This window comes from Mesorhizobium sp. M0296 (genome assembly GCF_040321675.1).
GTDB lineage: Bacteria > Pseudomonadota > Alphaproteobacteria > Rhizobiales > Rhizobiaceae > Mesorhizobium.
Map to the genome: position 1 here is coordinate 1 of NZ_JAMYRZ010000064.1, position 26,962 is coordinate 26,962.

Here is a 26,962-nt window from a genome sequence, read left to right on the forward strand (position 1 = left end):
TGTCGATCGACCGGTGTAGCCTTGCGAACCCTGCCGATATGGCAGGACGCAAGGGGCCGGGGCCGAGGTATTGGCTGGGGTGAGTCACCTTTATGCATTTTCCATGTTGGGCAAGAAGATCGACTGGATGCGGGCCAATCCGCTGGTGTCCCTCCAGGTCGACGAACGCGGCCAAGGACGGGGATGGAGAAGCGTGGTTGTAGAGCCGCTATGAAGAACTGCCTGACCAGATCGGCTGCAAGGTTCAGCGCGACTATGCATGGTTAGTGTTGAGCAAGCACGCCAACTGGTGGGAGCCGGGCGCCCTCAAGCCGGTCATGCCTCCGGTGTCGGACAGCGCGCCCCACGTGTTCTTCCGGGTCTTGATCGAGCAGGTGTCGGGCCGCGAGGCAAGTGAGTAGCTGTCTCCACTGCCGCGAGGGCTGAAAGCGGTGGCTGGACCGGCGCGTAGGGAGCGGTTCTAGTAGTTTCCCGTACGGACATAACCGAATTTCGCCACGGGCCGATTAGCGCGATTGCTGTTCCACGGATTAACCGGGAAAACAGCCATGCACGCCTACACCAACTCCAGAGTTGCACTGCCGTCGCGGTCCTCCCAGCCCAACCTGCCGGAGGCTTTCGAGCCCGCACCGCTGCAACCACTCAGCTTCTATCCCGCCGGCGCGGAAATCTACGCCCAGGGCGAGAAGGCCGGAGCCTTCTACCAGTTGAAGTTCGGCGGCGTCCGCGTCTACCGCCTGCTTGCTGACGGCCGCCGGCAGATAAATGCCTTTCACCTCGCCGGAGAGACATTCGGCTTCGAAGCCGGCACCACGCATCATTTCTTCGCCGAGGCGATCAATGCCACCGGTGTCCGCGTCTTCCGCCTCGCTGCTGGAGCGGACAACTCCCATCAGTTGCTGCCCATGGCGCTCAAGGGGTTGACCAGAGCGCAGGAACACCTGCTGGTCCTCGGTTGCCAGAGCGCCATCGAACGCGTCGCCGCATTCCTGGTCGACATGGTGGAACGGCAGGGCGGATTGCAGCAGGTCGAACTGCCAATGTCGCGTATGGACATCGGCGATTATCTCGGCCTCACAATCGAGACTGTCTCACACTTCAGACCAATTGACAGCGGGGCACCAAGAGCAAGATAGCAGCGCGGAAGACTATCTTGTTTGCCGCTGGAAGACTGAGGAAACAGCGGGCACGTCTATCGGCGTTCAGGCTTCCGGACGAAGGCATGGACCGGCACATGGCCACATTGCATCCGGACCGAATTCAGCATTGATCGCCTCGCATGCCGCAGCAAGATCGGCGCTGGTCGCTTCGTGGCGGCGTTCGGCCTCGCTGCAGGCCCGCTCGGCCATGGCCAAGCCGTTGGCCAGCATGTCGAGGACGGGGATCAGGATCGGTCTCGGATCGATGCCGTCGGTTCGAAGCCGGCTCGGTGCGTCCAGCGCGCTCAGCCATTGGTCAAGTTCGAAGAGAGCGGCACCAGGTTGCAGGCCAAGCGACCAGTTAAGCGGCAAGTTTTGCAAGCCGCGGCTCCGGCCTGCGGCATGACTGAAGAGCCGGCGCAGACGGTCCTGACTGAGGCCATTCAGCAGAACGTCGTCAAGCGCGCCACAAGCCTGGCCTTCGCGCGACGCCAAGGTGGGCATGGTCAGGCTCCTTGTTGAAGAAGCCCGCCATGCTCTGCTCGAGCCGAACGACGCTCAACGCGAGCGCGACGACCGGTTCTTGATCTCTACCTCAACCGCGCGCGCCCCTCCCGCGCAGCGGGTTCGTTCCTCGGCCCTATGCTGCTGAGTACCAATGCGCCGCTAAGGCGACATTTGCAGCAAATGCGGCATGTGCTAGCAGTCAAAAGTCCCGGTATCAGTCGGGGAGCTTTGTCATCTCGACTTGTTATAGCCAACCGCCCGAAAAACCGGCTCGGTGCAGTCCCGCGATGATGGCCGGCACGCGGCGCATCAGGCGCCACAGGAAGCCCGAGCGGTAGTTCTCTATCATCAGAGTGATCGGCCCCTGATTGATGCCGACATGGTCGGGCGATACCCAACCGCATGGCCGGCCGTCGGCGGCTGCTATTGTCGGATTGAAGCTTGCGGTGAAGCCGTAAGGGTTGCCCTCTTGCAGGTCGATCTCGTGGAAATAGCGCAGTGCCGGCAGAACGATCTCTGGTGCAAAGGGCAATGAGGTAATCGCTGCCCACGGCGACAACGTCCCATCATCAGGGCCGAATGGCACGCCGCGCGCCAGATAGCCGAAGAAGCGGCGGCCACCGACCGTCATTTGGGGTTTTGTCGGGCTTGGGCCGTCGCTGGCGGTGATGCCCCAGCAATTCTCGCCATAACCGCTGAAGCCCTTCGGATTGCGAATGGCGTAGTCTCGTTGCAGGTAGGTTGCCTCGCGGCTGTTCTCGAAATAGTCGCAGTCGTGGTTGCGCATGGAAGCATCGCGGATGCCGCGAAAATCGATCCAGATATGCGAGAGCTGGTGGACGAAAAGTGGACCAGCGTAAACCAGTTCCCGGCCATAGATCTTTTTCCACTTGTAGGTGGATAGCCAGGCCGCATAGCTCTCGGGCGGCAACGGATGGGTTGGCGAACCGAGGCCCAACACATATAGGATCACCGCTTCGTCGTAGCCTTGCCAGCGGTAGCGCAGGAAGCCTTTTCCAGGCCGCCAGCCATGGGTGACGGTGGCGCTGCCGTTCTGCGCCCATCGCCAGTCGGCGCGCCGGTAGAGCGCATCGGCAAGCCGCCGGATTTCCAGTTCGGATTCATCGTCCTCGCCAAAATAGGCGCCGGCGGCCAGCACGCCAGCAAGCAGAAGCGCCGTATCGACGGTGGACAGCTCACACTTCCAGACGCGGCGGCCGGTCTCAATGTCGAGGAAATGGTAGTAGAAGCCCTTGTGGCCCGTTGCGTCGGCTTCGGGCCCTTGCGGCGCGTTCCAGAAGAAGCGAAGCGTGGCGAGCGTCCGTTCAGCGGCGGCGGCGCGCGTCATGAAACCGCGCTCGACACCGACGGGATAGGCCGACAGGGCGAGCCCGACGGCGGCGATGCTGGCCGGTGACCCCGGGGTGTTGCGGTCGGCGATCAGGCCATTCGCCGGGTTGGCCTCTTTGAGAAAATAGTCGAAGGACAGGCACTGGATGTCCGAGAGAAGCTCGTCGTTCTGCAGGTGGTCGCTCGATGCATCCATGGCTGTCGATATAGAGGGGTTCGCTGCGCTTCCCACCTTTTGGTCGTCTTATCGCCTATGCGCCAGTCGCGAAACGCGTGCCCTCCCGTGCGAGCGGGTTCGTTCTGCGACCCCTTTCCGGACGTTGATGGCACAAATAGATGACCGAGCATTCGTCAAAATCATGATTAAACTGGCGTCGGACGGCCGAACTGCGTTTGATACTCCTTTGGGCTGATACCCCTGCGTTTGCGGAAGTGATGTCGCAGCGTATCCGCTGAACTCATGCCCACGGGCGGCGGCGATCTCTTCGATGCTGTGGTGGCGACCAATCAGGAGCTGCTTCGCCTCGTCAAGGCGCTCGGATACCAGCCATTCGCCTGGAGGCGATGCCGTCGCTTGGGTGAAGCGTCGTATAAAGGTCCGCAAGCTCATGTGGCATTCCGATGCCATTCGCTCCAGCGTCCAGACGCCGCCGAGTTCAGCCCTCATCTTGTCCAGCAGTGGCGCAACTTCTGACCCACGCCGTGTCGGAACAGGTCGTTCAAGGAATTGCGCCTGCCCACCGGTACGGTGCGCCGGCATTATAAGCCTTCGAGCCACGGAGTTGGCCGCATCAGCTCCAAAGTCCTGGCGAACGATCTCGATCAGAAGGTCAATGCCGGCGGCACTCCCGGCGGACGTGAACACGCGGCCATGCGAGCGGTAGAGCGAGGCATGATCCACGGCCAACTTTGGATACTGGCTGCGCAGTGCATCAGCGTAGCGCCAATGCGTCGTACGGACTGTTGGGATGTTCATGATGCGCTGTCGCGCGAACCCGATTTCGTCCTCCTCGATGTCCGCAGCCCTTCGATGTTCGCCCAAGGTCATGTCCCCGGGGCCATCAACTTGCCCCATGGCAAGATTGTCCGCTCAAAGCTCGAGCGCTGGTCCGACCAAACCGCATCCGCCTTCGAACCGTGGCAGTAATCGCCACCTGGTCACCAATGCCTATTCCCCGAGCCATGCCATGGATTCTGGTGCGGGCAGTGTCCTCTTCAAGAGGCTTCTAATATACGCCCGCCATCCTAAGGCTGACCTATGACCAGAGTTACAAAAGTTGAACTTCATCGGGGAACACTCCTTCTGTCTGCCTGTTGGATTTGCCAGGCGCATCCCGCGCATTCAGACAGGAGAAAGAAGATGAAACGCATCCTTTTGGCTTCGGCCGTGCTGGCGGTGTCGGCCGGGCTTTCCTTTGCCCAGACGACCAGCGGAACTTCGAGCGGAACCTCGACGAGCGGAACCTCGACCACGACAACCATGCCCAGTACGACGGATCAGGGCACCGGCACGACGAGCAGCGGCACCAACATGTCCGGCGATCAGGGCACCGACACGACCACCACCAGCGGCACCACGAATCCGAACTCGGCCAGGGACTGCGCGCCCGGCCAGCAGACTGGCAGCGCTCAGCAGGCGGCGCCTGGTCAGCAGGACACGGCAGCCAACACCGCCGCGCCGGGCCAGGTGAAAAAGACCGACGAAGGTTGCTGATTGGCACATCGGCCCACGTTGGAATCACCAGTGTGTGGCTGGCCAGTCTCCCCCGACCACCGCCTGAACTCACTCGGCTGGCGAGCAAGTTGCCGCCAGCCGAGCATCAGTCCAGGAACCTTTGCGCATGCTTGTGCTTTCAGTGGGGCACGCCTGGCTTCTGTTTGCTTTCGGTCAGATAGATATCCGTCTGCTCGCGCATCTTGCCTGAAGGGAGCTGCGGCCGCGCTCAGAGGAGAGGCTAACAGGTGATTTCGATCGACGCGCTGTATTGCCGATAGCGCCAGAGCGATTCGAACCCCTACATCGGACAACGTTTTCGGGGTTGATCGTTGCGGCCGGCTTTGCAGTGGTTCCGGAGGAACGGAGCTTCCGCCGCGTTGCCCGGCGGGCTCAACCCACTACTGACTGCTGCGAGCCAAAGTCGGCGATCTCACCTCGTAGAAGTGAGCGGACCGTCTCGCCAGCTCGCAAAATTCCGTGGGTGTCAGACCTGTAAAACGGCGGAACTCATGAACGGCCTGCGATTGATCAAAGTAGGCCTCATCGACAAGCTGCGTAAATTTCTCGTTCGGATCTTGCAATATCGCTTTGATAGTTCGTCTCAACCGCGCAAGTTGGCGAAAGCGGACCGGCGAATTTGCCGTCGCTCTCTTGAAACGGTTCTCAAGCTGTCTCTCGCTCAGTCCCACAAGATCGCAGATTTTGGAGATCGATGATGTTCCCGTCTCGAGGAGTCGGAAGGCGGCATCGAGGGTGCCCCGCTCTGCTCGGGGATTGAGACGTTGCTGTAGAAAATGGTTCAGCAGGTGGACCCGCGTGCTGTCAAGCGCCGTGGTTACGATTTGCTCCGTCAGACGCGTTGCCTCTTGTCCCCAGATCACCTCGAGTGGAACAATTCTGTCTGCAAGTTCGGAAACAGGCACTCCCAGCAGATGTTCTGCCATGCCCGCCCGAATACGGACAGCAAGAAAGTGAAATCCCGGCACGGCCTTTGGGTGAATGGGCTGGCTACGGCAGCACAAAACATGGGCCCGCGGCGGCTGTTTCCCGTTAAGCAGAAAGCCTGGTGCAACGTGAAAGAATATCTCAGCTCCGCCTGGGCTTGGCCAGAACGGCATGAATTCGATGTCTTCGCCAGGATTGGTCTCACGTGACCAGTAGCGATCAACCACGTGACCTATCGATTCGATCGGTCGATAGGATATACTCAGCATCCAAGCCTCTCAAAATCCATGACTTATTTGTTACGCCATTTCTGCAGCCGCCCATCGCATACATAGATTATCTTGGCTCAGTGTACAGGCGCACGATGCCGGTTATATTGTCATCGCCCATGCCGCGATCAATCCCATGCTGGAAGACCTCGCGGGCCGCAATAGTCAGAGGCATATACTGTGAGCAGTCCGCGCCCGCCATAGCGATTGCATATGCAAGGTCTTTGTCCACGAGTTCTACTGGAAACAATGGTGCGAACGTGCCCGCGCGCATGGAGGCTGCCATCGTTTTCGCCGCTGGGCTGCTGGCGGGCGTCGTGCCAATAATCTCGACGGCTCGATCGACATCGGCGCCCAGCCGCTGCAGCAGGCCAATGAGTTCGGCCATTGCGCCAACCTGGACAGCGAGAAGAGAGTTGACGGAGAGCTTCACCATGGCGCCTGCCCCGACCGGCCCAGCGTGATGTACTGCCGTGCCCATGGCTTTGAGCAGCGGTTCTGTTCGCGCAAGGACGTCCTTCTCGCCGCCGACGAGATAGATCAGCTGGGCCGCCTCCGCTTGCGGCCGCCCGCCTGCCACCGGTGCCTCAAGGAAGGCGACGCCCCGAGCCGATGCGGCTTTGGCGAGCTCGCCGATCCAAACCGGCGTCAGTGTCGAGCTCTCGATCGCCACCGCGCCTGCCTTGAGCCCAGCAAGTGCTCCCGTGTCCTCGTCGAGCCATATTTTTCGTGATGCAATGTCGTCTCGAACCATGGCGATCACGAAATCTGCTCCTGCCGCGGCCTCTCGCGGTGTGCCGGCGAGACGTGCTCCTGTGGAAATGAGCGAATGCGCCGCCTCCTTTGACCGGTTCCACACCGTCAAGCGGTGCCCTGCCTTGAGCAGATTGGCTGCCATGCGCGACCCCATCGCTCCAAGTCCTAGAACTGCCACTTCAGCCATCGGAAATCCTTTCCATCCGTCGTAGGTTGTATCAAGAGCCAATCCAGTTGTGTGGTCGACAGCTAAACGGCGAAACGCTTAGATCGCGTGGCTGTCCGCTGGCACAGCTATGTATTCGGCAAAAACCACGAACGCGGCTGCCGCAGGCGGCTCTCTAAGTAGATCATTGAACACGGATAGCGCATTGCGCACATAGGGAGAGACCATATGAGACTCCCAAGCCGCATGATCGCGGTATTGTTCCACGACATAAAAATGCGTGGTGTCGGACGTGCTCTGAGCGGCGTGATACGAGACCGCGCCCGACTCAGCGGATGTCTGCCGCGTGAGATCGATGAGGATGTCACGGACTTGATCGACGGTCTCGGCCCGAGCGAGAAGGTTCGCGATGAACATCATTAGCAGACCCTTGTTGATGCTGGAATGCTAGCTCGGCGAAGCTGCGTCGCATTGTAGAAATGCGAAATGGCAGCGAAATCACGCATGGCTCCGGACGCGTCAGCAACATTGTAGGTCCAGGCCGACCGCGTTCGACTGCGGCTACTGTGGCGCCACCATTGCAATTAGTTCTGCCCGACAGAGAGTGACGGAGGCGGCCAAGCGTGGGTTGCCTACCAAGCTGAGCGTCCTAACGACCAATCCGCGCAGAAATTTTATGAGCGAGAAGGATTTCGGTCGAGGCGGAGACCGAAGGAGGACGCCGCATGGTAAAACTGTCGGTCCCATAATGGCGATCGTGCTTGCGCGAACATCGGCTCACCACCCAACCAAACCGTTTGACCCGCGCTGGCAGCTGCTGAGTAGGCGAGGTCCGCATCGCCTCGATCGCGGACGAAGCAGAAACTGGGACATCCCTCCATTGCTGATATTCCGGCCACAGACGGAAGCCTGCGTTTCCGGTAGAGTTCGTCCCGTCGATCTTACCAGGAAGTGAAACGATGATAGCGAGAACACTGGGCGCGGTGGTTGTCGCGGTGTGCGCAACGGGCAGCGCCGTGGGCGCTTCTGCGCCGGCGCTCAAGCCGATCGACCCGGTCGCGCTTCAGGCAATGATGGAACGCACGGCCAAGGAACTCCTGCTGCCGGGCGCAATGGTTCTCCTCAAGACTCCGCAGGGCAATTTCGCCTTCGGGTATGGAACGACCGAACTCGGCGTCACGAACCCGCCGCGCGCCGATACCCATTTCCGGCCCGCCTCAAACACCAAGACGATGACGGCCGCGGTGATCGTGCAATTGGTCCAGGAAGGAAAGCTGAGTTTCGACCATCTGATCTCGAAATACGTTGATGGTGTTCCGAACGGCGACCAGATCACCATTCGCCGGCTCATAAAGATGCGGAGCGGCCTTTACAATTTCACCAATGCACCGGAACTTGCGGAAAGCTTCGATAACAATCCGGACAAGGCGTGGACCTCGGAGGAGGTTCCTCGCCATGGCTTTCAAACGGCCGCCGCACTTCGCGCCGGGTGCTGAATTCGACTACAACAATACCAACTATTATCTGCTCGGCCTCGTTGCCGAGAAGATCGATGGCAAGCCGTTGGCGACGATCTTTCAGGAGCGCTTATTCGGGCCCCTGGGGATGAAAAACACGTTGCTGCCCGTCAGCACGTCCAACACCATCCCCGAGCCTTATGCGCATGGCTACATTTACGGCGGCGCGTCTTACGCCCTGGTCGATGCGCCCTATCCGGACGATCTTCAGGCGGCGGCCAGGGCGGGAACGCTCAAGCCCGATGACGAGACGTGGCAGAACCCGTCCGCTTACTTTGCGGCAGGCGGCGTCATCTCCACGGCGGATGATCTGGCGACCTGGATGCGCGCACTGGTCGGGGGCCAGGTCTTCAACGCCGACTACAAGCGCCAATGGCTGGATAGTCCCGAAGCGGAGGATCCCAGCAAGCCTGAAGGCCAGAAATATGGCTACGGCAGCGCCCTGGTCACCTTCGGGCCGAACAAGATCTATTTCCACGGCGGCGAGATGCCCGGCTACAACTCCTTCATGGGCCATGACCCGGACAACGACGTCACGCTGATCGTCTGGACCAGCCTGACGCTCTCGCTCGACGGCAAGCCGACCGCCAACGCTCTGATGCTGAAAATACTGGACCAGATCTATGCGGTCTCACCGTTAGCGCCAGCGAAGCGATGACACCGGGTCGGGACAGGCGAGGCCGCTACGGCTCTAGGCTTGTCTTCCCGGTGCGCACGGCGTCGACGACTTCGCGGATCGGGTCGAGGACGAGCTGCGGCTGGTCCTTGTGGATCTCGTGGCCGCTGTCGGTGTTGACAATTTGACGCCCACAAGGCCGATCCGAGGCCAACTGGGAGTGCATACCAGCTTGGAATTGTGCGGAACCGTACGAAGTCGATTGCAAGCAACCAACCTGGTTGGCCGGGCATTAATTAGCAAAGCGTCAATTAGGGAAAGCATCGGGAGGAAGACCATGCTGCACGTTAACATGCCTCGCGAATTTGAGGTTGGCGATGAGGTTTCACTAGCAGGTACCGTCATCACGATTCTCCCCAGCGGGCGCGCTAGAGTGAGCATTCCATCGTATGACCATCCTTATACGATTGATCCGCCACCCAAAGCCCGGGCCGGAGACCGAGTGGTTCTTGTTGGGGACGTCACGCGCATCGATCGCGGAGCAAGCAAACTCACCGTGCGGATTGATTGCGGCGGGGTGATCACGGTCGACAAGTCGGCGATCACTCGGCTGAGAAAGCACCGCCGGACTTCAGCGGCTTGATACTACGGCGATACGACGGCCGCGCTTGTCGGCGTAGGGAAGATGCAAGCGCACTTTGACAGCGACGGATAAGCGGGAGTTCGACGGCTAGGGCACGAGTCCAGCCTAGTGCGTCGCTGGCGTCTTCGGACTACTGGTGAAGCAAGTCCGATGTGCGCCTATCGCGACCCCGCTTCACCTGCCGTCCAGCCGTTCGCGCATTCGCGATCGTCGCTCTCGGCAACAGGCGGCGCCCCCGGCCAGGACGTGTCGCATGTGCGCGCTGTCGAAGGAGGCGCCCAGCAACATTTCGCGTGAAGGCCGCGGGCACCCGATGGATCGTAACCTTTCTCTGCAATGAGCGCCTTGTCGCCGGCGATGGACCTCCGGCTCTTACGCATTATGGAGATCACATGTTGGTCCCGGCACCCGGTGCCGGGAGCCTCGTGACAGAACTGGGCGACATGGTTGCGGTGGAGTAGGCGCCGTCGCCCTGGATGAACAACAACCTGTCGCATGCGGTGCATGCGTTGTCGAAGCTTTCGGTCGGTCACGGCCGCGGCCGCATCGACAACGACCGCAACGGCATCAAGTCATTGCTGAAAGCCCGCAAGGTATCTGTCAAGACATAGCGTGCCGGCGAAGGTCCGCCCTCGCGACAGGGATTCGTTCTAGGCCGATCGGTCGGCAACGCGACCGGCCAGATGAGCGAGAGCTTACCCTCGGCATAAAGCGATCGGGGCGAGCGGCGGAGCCGACCCGAAATGGACATTTGGCTTTCCCCAAACCACTGCCTCACCAAGCCGTCTTTCCGAATATTCTACGGACAAGCTCGTCGCCATTCCCATCAAAGCAGCGGCCGTGACTGAGAATCACTCGCCGCGGTTGCCACGACTGGAGTTTGCCTATTACTGCCCGTGCTTTCTGCCGATGCAGGAGAATTGGCAGCCGCATGCCAAGGAAGGTGCGCCCGTGCGGGTGAGCCATCCCAGTCAGCTTCGTCACCGTGCGCCAAGGCTCATCGATCATGTCCAATTCGAGATTGATGATGGTGTCTGTAAGAATCAGCGTCTTTGACGCTTGGTGGAAGAATATGAACTCTTTGAAGTAGCCACCGGGAAACAATATCTGGTCCATGTCCCGCCGCCACTCTTCCGGCGGATCGGCTTCCAAATCCCGAGCGAACGTCACATCAGCATGCCGTGCGCGTGCTCTTTGGCGGACTCTGGGCGATGCCCATGTGGTTGCCTCAGGGAAAGCCTTCGACCACTCACCGACATGAGCGTAGTGAAATTGGTTGGGTGACACGAGGTGGCGAATTCTGCCCAAGTTCCGTAACTCTTCGGCCACCGTCCAAGCAAACTTGATGGGCGAATGAAGGAACAGATCGCCGTTCGATAGGCGCACCACCGTCATCCGAGTAGTGAATGGCAGCGGAAGTTTTAGTCCTGCTACCGTCAAATACTCAAACGGACCGTCAACGACGCCGATATCGGGTCCCTGCGGTTTGTAGACGTTCACCGGCTCGTAAAGGGATGCACTCACAGCCCATTCCACTTCACCAGCTCGGCGCAAGGCGATGCACGCTATCTGGGCCAGGTTTGGTCATGCCGAACCGCAGCACCTGCTGCTTCTGGTGGAGCAACTGAACTTGCGCTCGAGGGCAAGTCTCAAGACGCGCGTGCCAAGGCAATCGAGATCACATTGTCCGTGTCAATGTCAGGCAAATCGAAGATCATTGGCAATTGCCGCGTCATGGCCATCTTCACGATCAACTCTTCCATCGATTCAACCGGAAGGCTGGCGTTTGAACGCTGCCGCATTAACAATGCAAGCTTGTGGACGGGCACGGGCGTCGACTTCGCGTGGTCATCCAAAAGCCTGCCGATTTCGATCAGAACGTCTGCGTCGATGGTGCTGGGCAATTCGCGCATGGTCTATTCCTCCCTGCCCCTGACCATGCGCGCCGCGGGCAGCCGAGTCTCGGGAAACCTCCGTACGTTTTTAACGATGTTGAAGAGCGTAAATGCAACTCTCTGGCTGCAGAGTGGCGTGAGCCGATAGGCTCGGCTGATGTTCACCACCGGTCGGCCCGCCTTGCCGTGTGAATTTGTACCCCCGTTAGAGTCGTGAGACCATTCTGCGAGAATGTCTGGAAACGAACTCATATTTGCCGGTGCTCGATCGGTAACGAATGCGAGACGGACGGGACCGAATAGGGACTTAGGTGATAGCCGCGAAACCATCGGCGCACTCGCTTGCGCCAAGATGGCAACAAATCGAGACTTCCGCGACAGCAAGGACCGCTTGCACCAAAAACGATCTTCCGAAGCAAATATCAACGGCTGGAGGGAGTAGTATTGAAACCACTGTGAACCCGTGCCCGCGGCGGTTTTAAGTCCGGTGTCTTGGCAACAGCGCGTCGCGACTGAACGGATTCATGCGACGCGCCTTCCCGCAGCCTTTTGCCGATGAGACTTGACAGCCGCAAGTAGTTGGCGCTCGCTGGTGTGAGCATTTCGAAAAATGGCCACGACCATTACTGTCAAGATTTCGGCCGCCGGGTCCAAAGGGTCGAGATGCTCATCCGCGCAGACCTGATCGAACACGCGTTCGCAAATAGCCAGATCATGAGGGCTGAGGCAGGTGCGATTGAAATACCGAGGCAGCATCTGTGCGAACCTTTCAAGGCCCGCTACCGTGCTTGCGGCGGGCTTTTTGCTGATGAACCGCTGAAGCGGTGGCTGTCAAAATGACTTGTCATCTGCAGTGACTACGAATCAATTTACTTGATTCCTGATTGCTCCTTTATTAATCCTAGCATAAGCGCACACTCACGGGCTTTATATTGTCCGGTAATCATAAGTCTATAGTAATCCTGCCGCTTGTTTTCCGGGACGTGAAATCCGCGCCGAAATTCGGCTGCCTCTTTCGGAGTTCGAGTGCAACCGAGTTTGCTGGCGGTGACTTTCAAACTCGCCAGTGAGCATCCGACCTTTGCCGCAATATTTTTCAACGGCTCGTTGTTACCGTATCCATCCAGAATTATCCTCCGACGAGCTTCGCTGTTGAGCCTAGTGGCCATTTGGGTGGTCTCCTCAACTAATATTCCACGATGCCCGATTCTATACGCACCAGGCTGAAGAGTGTCGTTGGCGTCACATCCAGAAACTTATCTCGGAATGCATTTCTTGCCGTAATCCAGCGTGATCGCCGTTTCAGTCGCCTCGAGTCGGCCAGTCTTGCCAGATGCCTGAGGTACACCACATGATTGAGAGGGGCATGGGCATACCCGAATCGGATATGACACCACGCGATGGATGCTAAAAGGCAAGAGGAGGCGCTTGCGAGGCAGGCGCTGGAGCGTGATCGACGTCGTTGGCCGCGCGAAGCTCAACCTTACAATGAGGGTGCCCCGTCACTTGCGCCGGCGCTCGAACCTTTGCCCTTTTCAACGCTCGAACTGGCGCCAGAGGATCAATTCGCCGCTTGGCAGGCGCATATGGCACCGCTCGTCGAGGTCAGGTTGCCGGATGACAAATCGCTCGACGATGGCTTTCCCGCCGACCACACGGCTTGGAACCTCGACGGCATGCTGATCGTTCAACAGCGCGCACCGGCACATAGTTATATGCGTTCTGCCGCGAAGCTTCGGTCCAGCTCGATCGATCACTGGTATATCGCCTTGCCACGTACTGGCCGGTCGTGGACGGAGGTCGATCGCCGTGTAGCGGAGAACCAGCCGGGTAAATTGGAGATCAGATCGCTTGGCTACCCGTTTCGCGGGAGGACAACGGACTCCGAAAGTCTCTTTGTCTATTTGCCGCGCGATTTGTTCGCCGATGCGGCGGCAACCCTGGACGCCAAGAACAATTCAATTCTGTCGGGCAACTTTGCCAACCTCTTGCTCGATTACGTCAACAGCATCGAAGCAAGACTTCGCAGCCTCACGGCTGACGATCTGCCCCGCATCGTGCACGCAACACGCAGCATGATCATTGCCTGCCTCGGGCCTCCGGCGGAACAGGTTGCGGCCGCCGAACTATTGACGAGTGTCGCGCTAATGGAGCGAGCGCGTCGATACGTACACCACAATCTGGATGCGGCTCATTTGACACCGGATTCAATGTGCCGGGCGCTCGGCGTCTCGCGCTCTCGTCTCTATCAGTTGTTCGAACCAAGCGGCGGTGTTCTCCATTACATACAAAGTCGCCGCCTTCTAGCAGCCCATATTGCGCTAAGCGATCCGGCGGACAGCCGGCGCATTGTTGAAATTGCTGAAGCCTTCGGGTTTAGTTCAGCGGCTAATTTCAGCCGAGCATTCAGCAAGGAATTCGGTTACAGCCCCCGCGAAGGCCGCAGTACTGTGGTATTGCCGCGCCCCGCCCACTCTGTTTCACATGCCGGAGGCCAGGAGGCCTCTTCCTTTGAAGGTTGGCTCAAGGCGCTCGGAAACTGATTACAGGATCGCGAAGCTGATTGGGCGGACTTAGAAGAGGGGTTGCCCGGGGCGGCGAAGGTCACGCCGCCTCATGGACCACAATATTTTCGTGTCGCGCCTACTGCGCATCAATCACAGAGCTGATTCTCGCCAATTCACGGTTTGTTAACGAACTGTGACGGTTCATCGTTATTGATAATTTGCCGCCAATCACGGCGGAGCATACATGGAACTAGGCTGCGGGGGGCTCTTATTAAGATTGCGATTTGAAAGTTTGCCAAGCTTGACAGTTATGCTATTTCTAGACTGGGGGGCGCGAGTCTGCACCGCCTATGGAGGTGGTTCTTGCCCTCAGAGGCTTCAGGCGTCGGCACGGAGAGTGAGGGGCCTTCATCGAGCGACGCTCCAAGTGTCGGCGATGGGGTTCTCGCAGACCTTTTGGCGAACACGACCGAACTTTTGTCGTTCTATGACCGTGACTTTCGCCTGACGCACTACGCGGCCAGGCTCAAAGGCTTGTACGGAGGCGCGGTAGCGCCGGGCGCCGCCGTCTGGGTGATCTACCCGAGCTTTCTCGATGCGAGCCATCGCGACGAATTTCTTCGTGTGTTCCAGGGTGGCTCTCCGGCCAGCATCGACTTGCCGCGAACATCGGGCGGAGCGCACCGGTCCGTTTTTGTGTTCCCCACGGCAAATGGTGCGGGTATCATCGAATTAAGGGAGGACGGCGGGCGGAGCGCAGCCGAGGAACAAGAACATGTAGTTCTGCTCCATCAGGCGACGCACGACGTGCTGACTGGACTGCAGAATCGGCGGCGATTCGGCGAGCGGCTCCAGCAGGCAATGGCGGCCCTCGGCGGATCAAAGCCGAAAGCCGCCCTTCTGCAAATCGACCTTGACGATTTCAAAGCGGTCAACGACACGCTCGGCCATGGAGCAGGCGACACTCTTCTTCAACTCGCGGCGGGTCGTATCCGCGACTCGCTGCAGGACGGCGAATCCGCCTACCGGTATGCCGGCGATGAGTTCGCTGTCATCCAATTGGGAAAGGAGCAGCCAGCAGAGGCTGAGCGCCTTGCCGGATCTCTAGTCGACGCGTTCAAGAACCCGTTCGTCATCAACGGCATTCCCGTGTTCGTCGGCTCGAGTATCGGAATTGCTTTCGGGCCGGAGCACGGGACCGACGGCGAACAGTTGATGAAAGCCGCTGACATTGCTCTTTACGCGGCCAAGACAGATGGACGCGGCTGCGCTCGAACATTCAACCGTTCGATGCTGCTCTTGCTCGAGCAACGCGAGAATCTGAGGCGCAGCCTTCGAACCGCGCTGGAGCGCGGCGAGCTTTATCTGGAGTATCAGCCGCTCATTCAGCCTCCCTCGTCAGTGACCGGTTTCGAAGCGCTGCTGCGGTGGCGGCACCCCGAGCTCGGAATCATTCCACCCAACGTGTTCATACCGATCGCCGAAGCGGACGGTCTGATGGACGAGATTGGACGATGGGTGCTCGAGGAAGCGTGTCGCCAGGCGTTGACGTGGCCTTCCTCGCTGACAGTCGCAGTGAACTTGTCGCCGGCTCAGTTCCTTAGCGGTTTGCTGACGGACACCGTCGCTCAGATCGTCGACGCAGTTGGGCTTGAAGCCGACAGACTTGAACTTGAGATAACCGAGAGGGTTCTACTTGAGAAGACGATCGACAACATAGACACATTGAATACGCTGAATGTCTTGGGAATTCGAATATCGCTAGACGATTTTGGAACATACTATTCATCGTTGAGCTACCTTAAAAATTTTCCCTTCGATACGTTGAAGATAGATCAGTACTTTATTGCGGACTTGGAGACCGATCTCAAAAGCCAAACGATCGTGCGATCGATTATGAATCTGGCGCACGGCCTCGGGATAAATGTCACTGCCGAGGGGGTCGAGACCCCTGCACAGGCACGGTGGCTGATCAAGGAGAATTGCGATTGCCTGCAAGGCAACTTCCTGGGAAAGCCGCTTGGAGCCGAGGCGATCAGCGGTTTCATCAGGCGGTCCCCGCTGAGGGTGGTACGCGCGATGGAGGAATCAAAACAAGCGCTCTAGTGCCTTGCGGCCTTCGTTAACGGTGAGGCGGAGATTCTAGAATGATCGAGGCAGATACAGCGCAATTCCTCGAGTGGGTGCGAGACAGACTCATCACGGGCGCGGAGAAATTTTTCATCGCGGAGGCCATCACCCCGCGAGAGCTCAATACTGATGGAACAAGTGAGATGCCGATGGGACCTATTCATCATGACCTGGCTGGCGAGCCGACTTTTGAGCCGATGATCCAGATCGACATGGAAATCAAAGCTTTTGTCTCCGCTTGGAAGCATTGCGATTATGTCTCGACATACGTGGCCCGGATGATCAGTCAAAACAGGTCAGACTCGGTCCACCATTCAAATCTCTTTTCCTCCGCCTTCAACGAATTGCTGGAAGTCGCCTTTCGTACTCGCCATGCCGACGGCGAACTGGCATGCAGGGTGTCTCGCCATGGCGCGACGGATAGGATCGAGTTGACATTTCCTTGCGTGCCGGAGGAGCGCCAATTCTACGAAGAAGCCGTGTCGCAACTTGCAGGAATAGAGGCCAGAGAGCGATACCTCAATTCGGTGTCCGGGGATCTCGCGCCGAGCCGCGAGGTCATACTCCTGGAACTGGCTGTCGACTACAACGCGACACTCTGGATCGAGGACGCGGACGGCGATGCAATCAAGCTTGTCGTGGATCTTCCGCTCGAGGGCCTGCAAAATTGAGCCCTTACGACCTTCTCCCGCGCTTCAAGGCGCAATACGACGCGAACAACCAGGAGTTCTCCATATCGGGAGTGGTCCGGCCTCAGGCGATCGATGAGCTTGGGCCCAGCATAGCATTACTTCGCGATGCGATCGGCCGTGTGCGCGGCGTTCTCTACGTCAATGTCAGGCGCCTGACGCAGATGAACAACGCGGCGTTTCACACCTTTTCGAGGATCATCATCGACGCTTGTCGCGCTCGACCCGATCTCAAATTCGTCGTCATCACGTCAAGCGTCGTCGGATGGACCTCGCGAAAATTCGGTCGCCTGAGCGGAATTGAACCGAACATCACCGTCGAGGAGTATGACACTGAATTTTATCCGGGGCAGGGTTTTCTTGAAGAAGGCGGGTTCGTACCCATCCTGCGCACTCAGACAAAGATGACTTGGCGCCACGAGCGCACAATCTTGCCGCGACACGGCATGAGCCCCGGGATCGTCATGGCCGATGTCTGTTGCGGGATCGGTGATTTCGCCGTGCTCGCGCAGAAGGAGTTCCAGCCATCGCGGATCGTCGCCCTCGACCACTCCAGATCAAGCCTGAACTATGCTCGACAAGTGATGCGGGAATTCGACATCCGGGGCATCGAATATACTTATGGCGATGCGTCGGAGATGCTGCTCGACCAAGCGCAGTTCGACTTGGTCACCTGCCGACATTCCCTTCAAATCTTCAATCGACCTGAACTCATCCTCAAGGAGCTCTACCGCATCTGCAAGCCAGGCGGGCGGGTCTATATCACCAACGAGAAGAATTCGCATTGCCTCGGCGAGCCGCGCGCCGAAAGCATTCGTTGGACCTACAACGAGGTGGCGAAGCTGTTCGGGCATTTCGAGATGGATGTCGAGCTTGGGCCCAAGAGCCGGCGATACCTGATCGAAGCCGGATTCGAAGACATCCGTGTGGAGACCTTCATGGTCACTAACCTGGACGGGGATCCGCAGGACTTCGCCGATGTCATTGCGGCCTGGGCGGACGTCTATGCGGGCGAGATGGCGACCAGACGCGGCGATGGACCGGAGTTCGTCGCACGCTTCCGGCAGGGCTTCGAGGATCATATTTTCGCTGCGCTCCACCCCAAGGGTTATGCGGGTTGGCCGATCTGGGTCGCATCGGGGCGACGGCCGCAATGAAAGCCAACGATGAGCCCACACCGCGATTCGGCCTGCGCTCCTTTCGAGCGAAATTCGTATTGGTCGTTGGCGGCGCGGTATTGTTCGACCTCCTTTTGAGCGGTGGCCTGGCGCTTTGGAATGTTCAAAAGCTGTCGCGCGACGCAACATCCGAAGTCGGTGAGGGCCTGACGATCGCAAACCAGGAATACATTCGTTCCTATGCCGAATCGACAGCGTTAAGCGTCGACCTGCTGCTCGATCGAGTCCATGGGGACGTCAAGGCGTTGGCCGGCGTGCTGCAGGCCCAGATCGACGATCCAAGCAGGCAACAACAGGTCGGAGCCACGCTTTCGCAGGAGGCGCCGGGCTCCGTGAAGGTCGTCTACGACTCGCGGGGCGATTGGGCGCAGAACCTGCCGGGAGCGCCTTCCGTGGTCAGCGTCTGGGGCTACCTGCTGGGCGCCGACCACAGTCCGCTGCCAAGCGTTCAGCAGGAAATAGAAGACAGCACCGTGCTGGACCTCGTTGCGCCGACGCTCATGGCCAGCGGGTCGTCCAAGCTGCAAATGTATTATATTGGTCCAAAGGAACGGCCGATTTTCAGGACGGTGCCGTATACGGACCAGGCACAGACCTTCGACCGGCTCTACCCAGGCCACAACAAGGCAGAGTTCTGGGAGTTTTTCTTTCCGGGAATCTATGGGTCATGGCAGCAATGGGCCAGGGATCCAGCCTCACGTCCGGTCTCTGACGATATCACCCAGACAGCGCCTTACACCGATGCGATCACGGGAAAGCTAATCGTCAGCTTTTTCCACCCGCTGTGGACGCGCGATCGCACCGGTATCGCTGGTACGGCGGGAGCAGACATCACTCTCGATCAACTCGCGGAAGTCGTCGAACGTGTGAAGATCGCTGAGACCGGGTTCGGCTTTCTCACAATGTCGACTGGCAACGTCGTGGCGATCAATCCCTCAGGCCAGGCAATCATCGGCCTGACTTCATCGAGCGATGCGGGCACCCAGGGCGTCACCGGCCTGGAGAGGTCCCTGCGGGGAAGTACGCAGCCGGCTATCGCGTCGCTGCCTCTCGACCAGAACAATGACGGTGTCATTCAGCATGTCATGCTCGCCGACAAGGGCGAACGCGTACCCTACATTGTTGTCCTCAAAAGATTAAAGCCGACCAATCTGTGGAGTTCGGGACCGATCAAGTCCGAAATGATGTCGGTCGGGATCGTCGTTCCCGAACGGGAGATCTATGCATCCCTGTTCGCCGCGCAGAAGAGTATTTCCCGTGCAACCAACCGTATCCTGCTCTTTCAGATCGCCGCGATCGTCGTTTCGCTTCTGATCGTTTTTGCCGCCGTGCTCGGAATTTCGAAGCGGATCACCGCGGGCCTCAGGGCGCTTGCCAGCGCCGCCCAGCGGCTCCAGTCCAAAGACTATTCAGTCCGAGTGAGCATCCCAACGCGCGACGAAGTTGGAGCGGCAGGGGTCGCTTTCAACCGCATGGCTGAGCAGATCAGCTTTCACACGGAAAACCTCGAGCAACTCGTCGACGAACGAACAAGGGAACTTGGGGACGCAAATCAGGAGATTTCCGCACTCAACGAAAAGCTGCAGGACGAAAACGTTCGCCTTGGTGCTGAACTCGCGGTCGCCAGACAGATCCAGATGATGGTCCTGCCGAAACAATTCGAACTCGAAGCGATTCCGGGGCTGGAGATCGCGGCCTACATGCGGCCGGCCGACGAGGTCGGCGGTGACTATTATGACGTCCTGCAGAACGGGTCACGGGTCAAGATTGGCATCGGCGACGTGACCGGTCATGGTCTCGAGAGCGGCGTGCTGATGCTCATGGTCCAATCCGTTGCACGCGCGCTGCAGGAGACCAATGAGGGGGATCCGCATCAGTTTCTGGATCGGCTGAACAGAGCGATCTACAAGAACATCGAGCGGACGAACACAGGCAAGCATCTCTCGCTGGCCTTCCTTGACTTCGAGGATGAGCGGGTAACGCTATCCGGCCAGCATGAGGACGTTCTCGTCGTGCGTGCGGACGGGGACGTCGAACGCATCGACACGATGGATTTGGGTCTGCCGGTTGGCCTGGAGAATGACATCTCGAAGTTCATTGCCACGCGCGACATCCCGTTCGGCAGTGGCGACGTGATCGTGCTGCACACCGACGGTGTGACCGAGGCGGAAGACCAAGACAGAAGGCTGTTCGGGTTCGAGCGCCTCTGCCAGAGCGCACGAAAACGTCAAGGCGGGAGCGCCGAGGAAATCAAAACCGGGATCATCGAGGATCTCATGGCCCATATCGGGATCCAGAAGATCCACGACGACATCACCCTCGTGATCATAAGGCACACATAGCCATGACAACGCTGTTCGGGACCCCTGACGTTGCAATCGGGATGAAGGAGAGCGTCAGTCGCGTGCGGCTGTTCGACGGACCTCTCGACTTGAGTTGGCGTCATTGTGCCACGACCTCGGACTTCATCGCCGATCTTTTCGCGTTGCGCTTCCGGTCGTCCCGCAATGACTACATGGAAGTGCGGCATAGTATCGGATATCTGGTCAACGAACTCATCGAAAATGCGGTCAAGTTTCGCGCACCAGGTGAGATCTTGATCGAGGCGTCGATGGATTCGGAGTGCTTCAAGCTCAAGGTGTCGAACGACGTCGATGGTGAAGATGCCTCTAAGTTCCAAAGTCTCCTGGCAGATCTCACGGTTGGCGACCCCGTGGACCTGCTGATACAGCGAATTGAAGAGAATGCCGCCAACCCCGACATGGCAGGCTCCGGACTTGGATTGCTGACGTTGATGAGCGACTACGGCGCACGCCTGGCTTGGATATTCAGCGCCGCCGACGAAAGCGATCGGCTTTGCGTGGAGACATATGCCTCTATTCCGATCTCGCAAATTCACAACTAGAAGAAACGAAGCCCGGCTATGGAAATCAAGACAGACGACTACCGTGTGTGGACTGAAGGAAGCGAAATTTTCTTCGACGGTGCAATGCGGCTTGCCAGTTCCGAGGCCGGTGCGCCTATCTCGGCGTTGGCGACCAGTGTTCTTGCCTGTAATCCCGCTTCCATTAGGCTCAATCTTAAGGATCTTCACTTTCTAAACTCTTCCGGCATCAACCTGCTCGCGAAATTTACCATCGAGGTGCGCAAGCATCCCGATGTTCGACTCGTCGTGCGTGGAACGCCAGACATACCCTGGCAATCGAAATCATTGCCGAATCTGAAGAAGCTGCACCCCGCTGTGGTGCTTTTGATGGACTGACGAAGGTCGTCCGAAATTAGCCAAAGGACGGCGTGCAAGAGCGCTGCAAGAGCGAGATATGTACGCCCGGATAAGTATTCGGATGCGAGGCTAACGACAATTTGGCCACGTGCGCAGATGCTCGCAATGGCTTGGGGGCTGGCACAGGCGGCAGGCGTCCGGGTTGGGGGGATGTCGGGCCGCCTGTGCCGATCAGCCGTCGCTGCGCAGTCAGAAGTGTGGCGTCGTGCAGTCGCGGTCCACGACCGTGAGATAGATCGTGTCGCTCGACGGCGAGGGCGACTTCGGCAGTGGCACGCGCTTGCCGGGATCAAGCAACTTCGCGAGCGTCCTCGCAAAGCCCTTGTCGAGCAGCCCCGCGACCGGCTCACGCATGTAGGCAGGAATCCGCGATGTGCGTGTCCGTACGCCGAATGCAAGCCGCGCGGCTTCGAACGCGAGATGCAGCCGCTCCGAAGTTCGGTAGCAAGCCGCGGGGATCGTTCTCAACGGCAATGGCCTTTTCCTGCAAGAGCTTGCGGGCGGTCAGCAGCGCCCGGCGCTTCTGGCTCGTCAGGGTTTTCACATGCACCGGGCGAAACAGGTTGACTCGCATCATCTGCGCATCTGCGCAATGCCGCGGGCATCATTGCGGTCGGTTTGTTCACCTGGGCCTTAAGGAAATGCCTTGGTGTGGCGGGTCTCGATGCAGATCACCGGCAGGCCGGCCCTGGCCGGCCTTCGAACAACCACTGCGACAAGGCCCGGCTTCAAGCCCAACCCGCTCAACCCACCAGCTGGGCTCCTTGAGCACCCGTGCCAGATCCTCCGGATGGTTCGCCATCTTTATCTCGCGGCAAATCTGGCGGCAAATCTGGCCTGTTTCGTCCAATGCAAATGGCGGTCTCTTTCACTGACACATCCAATCCCACATGATGCGTCGCTGCGCTTCTCCCTTCTGATGCTTGTGGCTGCCCATCCAGACCACGTTTATCATGGCTCGAAGCGCAGCGCGGCATGTTCAAAGCCGCCTATCAGTCACGCCGCGCTGATGCCGATCGACGGCTTCTTTGAATGGAAGGACATCTTCGGCACCGGCAAGAACAAACAGCCCTATGCCATTGCGATGAAGTCGGGCGAGCCGTTCGCCCTTGGCGGCGCTCTGGGAGGCGCGACCCCGCTAGCGGCGACAACATCTGCACCTTCACGCTGCTGACCTGTGAGCCGAATCCGCTCATGGCGACGATCCACAACCGTATGCCGATGATTCTGACGCCCGAAGACTACATGACCTGGCTGACGACCCCGACCCGGAACATCTCATGAAGCCGTTTCCAGAAGAGCTGATGGCCATGTGGAAGATATATTTTCTCTCGTTGTTACGTTGTGAGCATGCTTCTGAATCCGGTTCTTTGCCCATTATGAGGGGCACAGAAAGGCAGGCAAAAGCATAATCACAACGTGACAACCGGCGGTTCAATCTGAGCAGAGAAAATAGAAAACGACATGATCGCCCTAACCACCCAATTCGATGCCTCCACCCGGAAAGCGGACGGATAGTCAAGGTCGTCGGCACCGACGGCACCAGCGCATTCTCGCCGAAACTTGTGCTCGTCACAGATGTCGACGGGACGCACGTCGAGGCTTTGGGCTACGTCAAGAACAAGCGACCGGGGGCATAATAGGGCAACCACAGGCCGGATATCTAAGGGTTCTGCGTGCGGTAGAAGGCGCAAATTACAAACGCGATGCCGATGAGGCGCATCAAACCAGGGGAATATGGATAGGCTACGAAGTAGGCGACCCCAAGCACAGCAGTAGCTATCAACCTCCTGCCTGTGTGCTTGTCCGTAGACGCCATTGCGGCTTTGGTGCGTGCGAGTGACTCTCTTTTCGAGATTCATGCTCCTCTGCCCGCCCCGCGCCATCGCCCAGCGGAAAATCAAAGCGTTTCGGGATTGGCTGTCTGCTGAGATGGATCCAAACGACGGCCCTTATGGCAAGACTGAAATGCGCCCAAGAAGAGCCACCAGTTCGGCCTGACGTTTCGTTTCGGTCTTGGCGAACAGCGAGGCAAGCTGGGAGCGGATCGTGGTGCGGCTGAGGCGCCAACTGCGGGCGATCTCCAGCGGCGCGTCGCCCTGAGCCAAGCGCAACGCCAAGTGCGTTTCCGCGCTCGTCAAACCAAACATCTTTTGCAGTGTCTGAGGATTTGGCCCCGACCTGTTCTCGCGATCCAGTAACGCCACAATGCTCGTTCCGTCAGGAGCGATAAACCCGTTCTCGTTCAATATCACCGGCCTGTCGCCGTTGCTGCGGATCACCACCCACGATAATGAGCCCGGCAGGAAATGGGCCGGAACATTCGCGAGCAGCCGCCTCAAAGCCACGGAAAGACCGCTGGCCGTATCGGCCACTTCTCCCTGGCGCTCCAGCGTGGTTTGAGCGGCTGCGTTCCATTCGAGCACTTTCCTCTCGCGGTTCAGCACGAGATAGCCGCAGCCGATGCGATCAAGCATGCCGGTTATGGATTCCAGGCTGCGTGCTCTTGGCTCCCCGACCCCTGCGCCCGATGCACGATCTGGAGGAAAAATATAAGAGGGCCGCGTCGTATGCGCCTCATGGTTATACTTGGTCGTTGTCGCAATGTATCGGCTACCCGAAACAGGATCACTATGTCTATCGATCAGAGTCATTTTCTACCCCTACCCAATAAAGCTACTCGTGATCTGCAGAAAGTCTTCAAGTGATAGTATCCGTCCGTAATAACCTAACTCGACATCTGATGATTACACTGTTAAGATTCCCAGAATTTGCGCCGCAATCGCGAGATTTCTTCCCGTTTGTGTTCCGGCATATGAAAGCCACGCCGAAATTCCGCCGCCTCCGTCGGGGTTCGAGTGCAACTGAGTTTACTGGCGCTGACTCTTAAACTCGCCAGTGAGCATCCGATCTTGGTCGCAATATCTTTCAACGGTTGTTATTAAGGTGTCCATGAAGAATTACCTTGCGACGGGCTTCGCTTTTGAGCTTTGCGTTCATTTCGGGGGCTCCTCAACTACGCGTTCACAACACGCGATTCTATACGAATCAAATTGAAGATTGTCGTTAGCTTCACATCCAGAAACGTATCTCGGAGTGCATTTTTTAAGATTTCTTCATGCCGCCAAGCTGCCGATAATATTGCTGCTCACCTGTTTCCAACACCACACAGCCCTCCTACGAAAGGGCAAGATTAATAACGAGCGAGATGGCGAGAAAGAAAGGTGGCATAGGGGTGCTCGCCCGCCTCCTTCGGATTTATTCTTTACCCGCTCCGCGCATCGCATCATGGGACTACCCGGCCTGGCAGCCGGAATTCAAACCTGGGGAATTCACCGGCGCCCTCCGTGCCGACAATGACAACACTCGTTTCCGCGGCGGCATGCGTGCGGTGCACTGGCCGGCCAAAGAAGATCCAGCCGCAGCGCTTGCCGTGCTGCAAGAGATCCCCGACACCACCGGCCAAACGCGTACGGAAGGCGCGCAGGGTTATCTTAACCCGCGAGACGCCAATCCCGACGACGCCGAGACGCATGACGTGCCAGGCGACGAGGTGACGTCTGAAACTATGGTGGAGCCGGCATAGGATGGGCTCGACGAAGTGTGGCCGGAGGTTCTGCATCAGATACGGCCGTCAGAGCGTGACATATGCCGGGGCGTTGGGCTGGATTGAAGGGCCGCGCACGGGATGGAGCGAGCCGCTAGGCTGGGTGATGTGCTGTGCTTGCGGAATGTTGTCGCCTCCTGAAGGGCGTAGCATGAGACCGGACTTTGATGGCCATGTGGCCGAAATTGCTGGCATGCACTTCTACACAAAGCCCGGCGCTCGCAAGAAGGCCGAAGGCGGCATGCTTGTTACCTACACCGACGCTGCTGGTACGAGCAGCGGCCCGCGTATGTCACCAACAAGCCACGCGGCGGCAAGAGGCCACACAGGACGAAAGCGGCGGCTGCGGCTTATCTGAACGCGCCGGCGGCCATACACTGTCGCCTTGCGAGCGGAAGGCTACCAGCGACCATGTCGGGCACCCCTGCGTTGATCGACATGTACACGCCGCAAGCTGCCGTCGAGAAGGCCCGGGAAGAACTGGTATAGGCTTACGCGGCTGGCAACCTACCTCCCGTCACCAAGTGCCCTACGAAGCCGGCGAGGGCGCCGGCCTTATAACCGGCGCGAAACGAACCGCAAGGTGCCTGCGCTGGCTTGGCAGAAACGGCCGGATTGGCTGAATTGCGGACTCAGCCGGTGTTAGCGGGGCCTACGCGTTATGAACGGAGCCCCCTTCTCCTGCTGCTTTGTGCATTCCGCACTGCCTTTTATGCGACTTCGAAGCAGTGAGACAGCGCGCCTGGTCGGCAGTAGTGCCAGACTGGATGGCTGGATGGAGGGAGCACGAGATGAGTGCGACCCGCAAAATAGCAGCGATCCTGGTCTCGGATGTGGTCGGCTACAGCCGGCTAGCCGAGGTGCTCAAACAAATTGCCCGCGCAATCCAAACTGGCGCTGGTCGCTCCAACGACCTGGCTGCACGATATGGGGGCGAAGAGTTTGTGATCGTGTTGGTTGACGCTTCAATGGAACATGCGAACGAAATAGCCTTCCGGCTCGTCCAAAGCGTGCGAGATCTGAACATTCCGCACGATTGCGGCAGAGTGACCAGCGTTGGCGTCGCTACAACGGTACCCAACGAGAACGAGAGCCTGAATGATCTCGTCAAAGCCGCCGGCCTGGCACTATTCCGTGCTAAGTCGGAGGGACGAGATCCCGTCGTGGTTGATGGTGTATGAGAAGGCCGTTGCCCTGGAGATCATGCGCGACAAGCAGTCCGTTTCGACCCAAGCCGCTTTCTGCTTGAATACCCGCCGAAACGATCCAGGAGGAGCGCCACCTCATTTCAAACGATCCTTTCGCCCCTCTCCGGCAGCGTTTCCTTGTCCGATGCGCCGATCAGCTCGCGGAGCTGAAGGCCATTGCACGTCAAGGCGATGCCCCGCCCACCCGCGATGCAATGGTTAGTATCGCCCACTCGCTGGCGGGGGCGGCGGGTACGTTCGGGTTTGGGGAGATCAGCGCGCGGGCGTCCGCGCTGGAGACGCTGCTGATCGAGAATGGGGATGAAGGGGCGGCCGAAGCCGCGCTCCATGCCCTAATTGCGGAGATCGAGCGGACGCTGCAATGATGCGTCCGGCCATGCCTATTTCTTGGCGCCGGAAAGGCCGGTCCTGGTCATCTCGCCCCAGTTCTGGTCTGCCCGCAAGAATTGCCACCAGCCCCTCAGGCGCCAGAAATTGTTGAGCTGGCGATAGCCAAAATTCTCGATCACGGCGACCGCCGTCAGCACGGCCAGGTCCCGGGCGCGCGGGAAGCGCTGGAGCTCGGCCTCTTCGAGGATGAGGGAGCATACGCTGACGCAAACGCCATAGGTGAAGATGAGCGAGGTGAAGGCCAAAAGATATTCGGCCGACAGGATGCCGAGCAGCCAGAAGGCCGGGATCAGGATGTAGCCCAGCACCTCCGCCACGGGCCCCAGCACGTCGGCAATCAAGATGTGGCCGAAGCCGAGGAAGCCGACGCGGCCATAGCGCGGATTGAAGAGCATGGCGCGGTGGCGGAAGAAGCATTCGAGCGCGCCGCGCTGCCAGCGCGTCCGCAGC

General features: G+C 58.9%; 27 protein-coding genes and 5 pseudogenes. 20 read left to right on the forward strand and 12 right to left on the reverse strand.

Annotated elements, in window-relative coordinates; translation table 11 throughout:
• Nucleotides 1–82 precede the first annotated feature (82 nt).
• Both NKI97_RS33240 and NKI97_RS33245 read left to right on the forward strand, forming a co-directional pair.
• Nucleotides 83–401: pseudogene (locus NKI97_RS33240) on the forward strand (pyridoxamine 5'-phosphate oxidase family protein); the annotation flags it as partial.
• 147 nt (nt 402–548) lie between these two features.
• Nucleotides 549–1,136, forward strand: a complete 588-nt coding sequence (locus NKI97_RS33245; RefSeq protein WP_352450388.1) for a cyclic nucleotide-binding domain-containing protein — start codon at nt 549–551, stop codon at nt 1,134–1,136.
• A gap of 66 nt (nt 1,137–1,202) precedes the next feature.
• Here the strand turns inward: NKI97_RS33245 and NKI97_RS33250 are convergent, their stop codons facing one another.
• From NKI97_RS33250 to NKI97_RS33260, 3 genes are all read right to left on the reverse strand, one after another.
• Nucleotides 1,203–1,643, reverse strand: a complete 441-nt coding sequence (locus NKI97_RS33250; protein WP_352838424.1) for a hypothetical protein — start codon at nt 1,641–1,643, stop codon at nt 1,203–1,205.
• Nucleotides 1,644–1,890: 247 nt separating this feature from the next.
• Nucleotides 1,891–3,192: a glucoamylase family protein gene (locus tag NKI97_RS33255; protein WP_352450386.1), complete on the reverse strand. Its 1,302-nt coding sequence runs from the start codon at nt 3,190–3,192 to the stop codon at nt 1,891–1,893.
• A 48-nt stretch (nt 3,193–3,240) separates the two neighbouring features.
• Complete coding sequence (locus NKI97_RS33260) at nt 3,241–3,972, reverse strand: helix-turn-helix domain-containing protein (RefSeq protein ID WP_352750324.1); 732 nt, start codon at nt 3,970–3,972, stop codon at nt 3,241–3,243.
• Here NKI97_RS33260 and NKI97_RS33265 point away from each other — a divergent pair.
• Together NKI97_RS33265 and NKI97_RS33270 are read left to right on the forward strand one after the other, a co-directional pair.
• Nucleotides 3,952–4,116, forward strand: a pseudogene (locus tag NKI97_RS33265) (rhodanese-like domain-containing protein); the annotation flags it as partial. The gene NKI97_RS33260 and the pseudogene NKI97_RS33265 overlap by 21 nt on opposite strands.
• 240 nt (nt 4,117–4,356) lie before the next feature.
• The gene (locus tag NKI97_RS33270) at nt 4,357–4,710 is read left to right on the forward strand and encodes a hypothetical protein (protein ID WP_023680319.1); all 354 of its coding nucleotides are present in this window, start codon (nt 4,357–4,359) and stop codon (nt 4,708–4,710) included.
• A gap of 401 nt (nt 4,711–5,111) precedes the next feature.
• Here the strand turns inward: NKI97_RS33270 and NKI97_RS33275 are convergent, their stop codons facing one another.
• The 3 genes from NKI97_RS33275 to NKI97_RS33285 form a co-directional block, all read right to left on the reverse strand.
• Nucleotides 5,112–5,927, reverse strand: coding sequence for an AraC family transcriptional regulator (locus NKI97_RS33275; protein WP_352450384.1), 816 nt, complete (start codon nt 5,925–5,927; stop codon nt 5,112–5,114).
• 67 nt (nt 5,928–5,994) lie between these two features.
• Complete coding sequence (locus tag NKI97_RS33280) at nt 5,995–6,870, reverse strand: NAD(P)-dependent oxidoreductase (RefSeq protein ID WP_352450383.1); 876 nt, start codon at nt 6,868–6,870, stop codon at nt 5,995–5,997.
• A 78-nt stretch (nt 6,871–6,948) separates the two neighbouring features.
• Entirely contained in the window at nt 6,949–7,269 is a 321-nt protein-coding gene (locus tag NKI97_RS33285; RefSeq protein ID WP_352450382.1) for a putative quinol monooxygenase, read from the reverse strand.
• A 539-nt stretch (nt 7,270–7,808) separates the two neighbouring features.
• Here NKI97_RS33285 and NKI97_RS33290 point away from each other — a divergent pair.
• The 4 genes from NKI97_RS33290 to NKI97_RS33305 all read left to right on the forward strand — a co-directional run bounded on the left by NKI97_RS33290 (nt 7,809) and on the right by NKI97_RS33305 (nt 10,236).
• Nucleotides 7,809–8,345: a serine hydrolase domain-containing protein gene (locus NKI97_RS33290; RefSeq protein WP_352450381.1), complete on the forward strand. Its 537-nt coding sequence runs from the start codon at nt 7,809–7,811 to the stop codon at nt 8,343–8,345.
• The gene (locus NKI97_RS33295) at nt 8,305–9,024 is read left to right on the forward strand and encodes a serine hydrolase domain-containing protein (protein ID WP_352450380.1); all 720 of its coding nucleotides are present in this window, start codon (nt 8,305–8,307) and stop codon (nt 9,022–9,024) included. Before NKI97_RS33290 ends, NKI97_RS33295 begins: the two co-directional genes overlap by 41 nt.
• A 295-nt stretch (nt 9,025–9,319) precedes the next feature.
• Nucleotides 9,320–9,625 (forward strand): hypothetical protein, encoded by a 306-nt coding sequence (locus NKI97_RS33300; RefSeq protein WP_352450379.1) that lies wholly within the window; start codon nt 9,320–9,322, stop codon nt 9,623–9,625.
• Nucleotides 9,626–10,101: 476 nt separating this feature from the next.
• Nucleotides 10,102–10,236: a hypothetical protein gene (locus tag NKI97_RS33305; RefSeq protein ID WP_352450378.1), complete on the forward strand. Its 135-nt coding sequence runs from the start codon at nt 10,102–10,104 to the stop codon at nt 10,234–10,236.
• A gap of 163 nt (nt 10,237–10,399) precedes the next feature.
• Here the strand turns inward: NKI97_RS33305 and NKI97_RS33310 are convergent, their stop codons facing one another.
• Both NKI97_RS33310 and NKI97_RS33315 read right to left on the reverse strand, forming a co-directional pair.
• Nucleotides 10,400–11,149, reverse strand: coding sequence for a DUF4336 domain-containing protein (locus tag NKI97_RS33310; protein ID WP_352450377.1), 750 nt, complete (start codon nt 11,147–11,149; stop codon nt 10,400–10,402).
• Nucleotides 11,150–11,274: 125 nt separating this feature from the next.
• Nucleotides 11,275–11,538 (reverse strand): hypothetical protein, encoded by a 264-nt coding sequence (locus tag NKI97_RS33315; RefSeq protein ID WP_352450376.1) that lies wholly within the window; start codon nt 11,536–11,538, stop codon nt 11,275–11,277.
• Between the two features lie 576 nt (nt 11,539–12,114).
• Between NKI97_RS33315 and NKI97_RS33320 the strand changes: the two genes are divergently transcribed.
• From NKI97_RS33320 to NKI97_RS33355, 8 genes are all read left to right on the forward strand, one after another.
• Nucleotides 12,115–12,360: a hypothetical protein gene (locus tag NKI97_RS33320; protein WP_352450375.1), complete on the forward strand. Its 246-nt coding sequence runs from the start codon at nt 12,115–12,117 to the stop codon at nt 12,358–12,360.
• 560 nt (nt 12,361–12,920) lie between these two features.
• A complete protein-coding gene (locus NKI97_RS33325) occupies nt 12,921–14,063 on the forward strand; it encodes a helix-turn-helix domain-containing protein (RefSeq protein WP_352450373.1) in 1,143 nt (380 codons plus the stop codon).
• Between the two features lie 420 nt (nt 14,064–14,483).
• Nucleotides 14,484–16,133, forward strand: coding sequence for a putative bifunctional diguanylate cyclase/phosphodiesterase (locus tag NKI97_RS33330; RefSeq protein WP_352450372.1), 1,650 nt, complete (start codon nt 14,484–14,486; stop codon nt 16,131–16,133).
• 173 nt (nt 16,134–16,306) lie between these two features.
• The gene (locus tag NKI97_RS33335; protein ID WP_502896732.1) at nt 16,307–16,828 is read left to right on the forward strand and encodes a ubiquinone biosynthesis methyltransferase UbiE; all 522 of its coding nucleotides are present in this window, start codon (nt 16,307–16,309) and stop codon (nt 16,826–16,828) included.
• Nucleotides 16,825–18,003: a methyltransferase domain-containing protein gene (locus NKI97_RS33340; protein WP_352450371.1), complete on the forward strand. Its 1,179-nt coding sequence runs from the start codon at nt 16,825–16,827 to the stop codon at nt 18,001–18,003. Before NKI97_RS33335 ends, NKI97_RS33340 begins: the two co-directional genes overlap by 4 nt.
• Nucleotides 18,000–20,366, forward strand: coding sequence for a SpoIIE family protein phosphatase (locus NKI97_RS33345; RefSeq protein WP_352450370.1), 2,367 nt, complete (start codon nt 18,000–18,002; stop codon nt 20,364–20,366). The genes NKI97_RS33340 and NKI97_RS33345 overlap by 4 nt, the downstream gene beginning before the upstream one ends.
• A 2-nt stretch (nt 20,367–20,368) precedes the next feature.
• Nucleotides 20,369–20,929, forward strand: a complete 561-nt coding sequence (locus NKI97_RS33350) for a slr1658 superfamily regulator (RefSeq protein WP_352450369.1) — start codon at nt 20,369–20,371, stop codon at nt 20,927–20,929.
• An 18-nt stretch (nt 20,930–20,947) separates the two neighbouring features.
• Entirely contained in the window at nt 20,948–21,286 is a 339-nt protein-coding gene (locus tag NKI97_RS33355) for a slr1659 superfamily regulator (protein WP_352838425.1), read from the forward strand.
• Between the two features lie 210 nt (nt 21,287–21,496).
• Here the strand turns inward: NKI97_RS33355 and NKI97_RS35630 are convergent, their stop codons facing one another.
• Both NKI97_RS35630 and NKI97_RS33365 read right to left on the reverse strand, forming a co-directional pair.
• The gene (locus NKI97_RS35630; protein WP_502896535.1) at nt 21,497–21,661 is read right to left on the reverse strand and encodes a hypothetical protein; all 165 of its coding nucleotides are present in this window, start codon (nt 21,659–21,661) and stop codon (nt 21,497–21,499) included.
• A 76-nt stretch (nt 21,662–21,737) separates the two neighbouring features.
• Nucleotides 21,738–22,248 (reverse strand): annotated as a pseudogene (locus tag NKI97_RS33365) (IS110 family transposase); the annotation flags it as partial.
• Between the two features lie 31 nt (nt 22,249–22,279).
• Between NKI97_RS33365 and NKI97_RS33370 the strand changes: the two are divergent.
• Nucleotides 22,280–22,719 (forward strand): annotated as a pseudogene (locus NKI97_RS33370) (SOS response-associated peptidase); the annotation flags it as partial.
• A gap of 540 nt (nt 22,720–23,259) precedes the next feature.
• Here NKI97_RS33370 and NKI97_RS33375 read toward each other — a convergent pair.
• On the reverse strand, nt 23,260–23,784 hold the full coding sequence (locus tag NKI97_RS33375) for a helix-turn-helix transcriptional regulator (protein ID WP_352450366.1): 525 nt from the start codon (nt 23,782–23,784) through the stop codon (nt 23,260–23,262).
• Nucleotides 23,785–24,515: 731 nt separating this feature from the next.
• Between NKI97_RS33375 and NKI97_RS33380 the strand changes: the two genes are divergently transcribed.
• From NKI97_RS33380 to NKI97_RS33390, 3 genes are all read left to right on the forward strand, one after another.
• Nucleotides 24,516–24,893: a hypothetical protein gene (locus NKI97_RS33380; protein ID WP_352450365.1), complete on the forward strand. Its 378-nt coding sequence runs from the start codon at nt 24,516–24,518 to the stop codon at nt 24,891–24,893.
• Between the two features lie 812 nt (nt 24,894–25,705).
• The gene (locus tag NKI97_RS33385) at nt 25,706–26,095 is read left to right on the forward strand and encodes a diguanylate cyclase (protein WP_352450364.1); all 390 of its coding nucleotides are present in this window, start codon (nt 25,706–25,708) and stop codon (nt 26,093–26,095) included.
• A 182-nt stretch (nt 26,096–26,277) separates the two neighbouring features.
• Nucleotides 26,278–26,487: an Hpt domain-containing protein gene (locus NKI97_RS33390; RefSeq protein WP_352750330.1), complete on the forward strand. Its 210-nt coding sequence runs from the start codon at nt 26,278–26,280 to the stop codon at nt 26,485–26,487.
• A 15-nt stretch (nt 26,488–26,502) separates the two neighbouring features.
• Here NKI97_RS33390 and NKI97_RS33395 read toward each other — a convergent pair.
• A pseudogene (locus NKI97_RS33395) lies at nt 26,503–26,962 on the reverse strand (glycosyltransferase family 2 protein); the annotation flags it as partial.

Excerpts from the sequence above, each read along its gene's own strand:
- NKI97_RS33245 (WP_352450388.1), top strand. The coding sequence starts at position 549 with ATGCACGCCTACACCAACTCCAGAGTTGCACTGCCGTCGCGGTCCTCC.
- NKI97_RS33250 (WP_352838424.1), bottom strand. The coding sequence starts at position 1,643 with ATGCCCACCTTGGCGTCGCGCGAAGGCCAGGCTTGTGGCGCGCTTGAC.
- NKI97_RS33255 (WP_352450386.1), bottom strand. The coding sequence starts at position 3,192 with ATGGATGCATCGAGCGACCACCTGCAGAACGACGAGCTTCTCTCGGAC.
- NKI97_RS33260 (WP_352750324.1), bottom strand. The coding sequence starts at position 3,972 with ATGAACATCCCAACAGTCCGTACGACGCATTGGCGCTACGCTGATGCA.
- NKI97_RS33270 (WP_023680319.1), top strand. The coding sequence starts at position 4,357 with ATGAAACGCATCCTTTTGGCTTCGGCCGTGCTGGCGGTGTCGGCCGGG.
- NKI97_RS33275 (WP_352450384.1), bottom strand. The coding sequence starts at position 5,927 with ATGCTGAGTATATCCTATCGACCGATCGAATCGATAGGTCACGTGGTT.
- NKI97_RS33280 (WP_352450383.1), bottom strand. The coding sequence starts at position 6,870 with ATGGCTGAAGTGGCAGTTCTAGGACTTGGAGCGATGGGGTCGCGCATG.
- NKI97_RS33285 (WP_352450382.1), bottom strand. The coding sequence starts at position 7,269 with ATGATGTTCATCGCGAACCTTCTCGCTCGGGCCGAGACCGTCGATCAA.
- NKI97_RS33290 (WP_352450381.1), top strand. The coding sequence starts at position 7,809 with ATGATAGCGAGAACACTGGGCGCGGTGGTTGTCGCGGTGTGCGCAACG.
- NKI97_RS33295 (WP_352450380.1), top strand. The coding sequence starts at position 8,305 with ATGGCTTTCAAACGGCCGCCGCACTTCGCGCCGGGTGCTGAATTCGAC.
- NKI97_RS33300 (WP_352450379.1), top strand. The coding sequence starts at position 9,320 with ATGCTGCACGTTAACATGCCTCGCGAATTTGAGGTTGGCGATGAGGTT.
- NKI97_RS33305 (WP_352450378.1), top strand. The coding sequence starts at position 10,102 with ATGAACAACAACCTGTCGCATGCGGTGCATGCGTTGTCGAAGCTTTCG.
- NKI97_RS33315 (WP_352450376.1), bottom strand. The coding sequence starts at position 11,538 with ATGCGCGAATTGCCCAGCACCATCGACGCAGACGTTCTGATCGAAATC.
- NKI97_RS33325 (WP_352450373.1), top strand. The coding sequence starts at position 12,921 with ATGGATGCTAAAAGGCAAGAGGAGGCGCTTGCGAGGCAGGCGCTGGAG.
- NKI97_RS33335 (WP_502896732.1), top strand. The coding sequence starts at position 16,307 with ATGGGACCTATTCATCATGACCTGGCTGGCGAGCCGACTTTTGAGCCG.
- NKI97_RS33345 (WP_352450370.1), top strand. The coding sequence starts at position 18,000 with ATGAAAGCCAACGATGAGCCCACACCGCGATTCGGCCTGCGCTCCTTT.
- NKI97_RS33350 (WP_352450369.1), top strand. The coding sequence starts at position 20,369 with ATGACAACGCTGTTCGGGACCCCTGACGTTGCAATCGGGATGAAGGAG.
- NKI97_RS33355 (WP_352838425.1), top strand. The coding sequence starts at position 20,948 with ATGGAAATCAAGACAGACGACTACCGTGTGTGGACTGAAGGAAGCGAA.
- NKI97_RS35630 (WP_502896535.1), bottom strand. The coding sequence starts at position 21,661 with ATGCGTGAGCCGGTCGCGGGGCTGCTCGACAAGGGCTTTGCGAGGACG.
- NKI97_RS33375 (WP_352450366.1), bottom strand. The coding sequence starts at position 23,784 with ATGCTTGATCGCATCGGCTGCGGCTATCTCGTGCTGAACCGCGAGAGG.
- NKI97_RS33380 (WP_352450365.1), top strand. The coding sequence starts at position 24,516 with ATGGCGAGAAAGAAAGGTGGCATAGGGGTGCTCGCCCGCCTCCTTCGG.
- NKI97_RS33385 (WP_352450364.1), top strand. The coding sequence starts at position 25,706 with ATGAGTGCGACCCGCAAAATAGCAGCGATCCTGGTCTCGGATGTGGTC.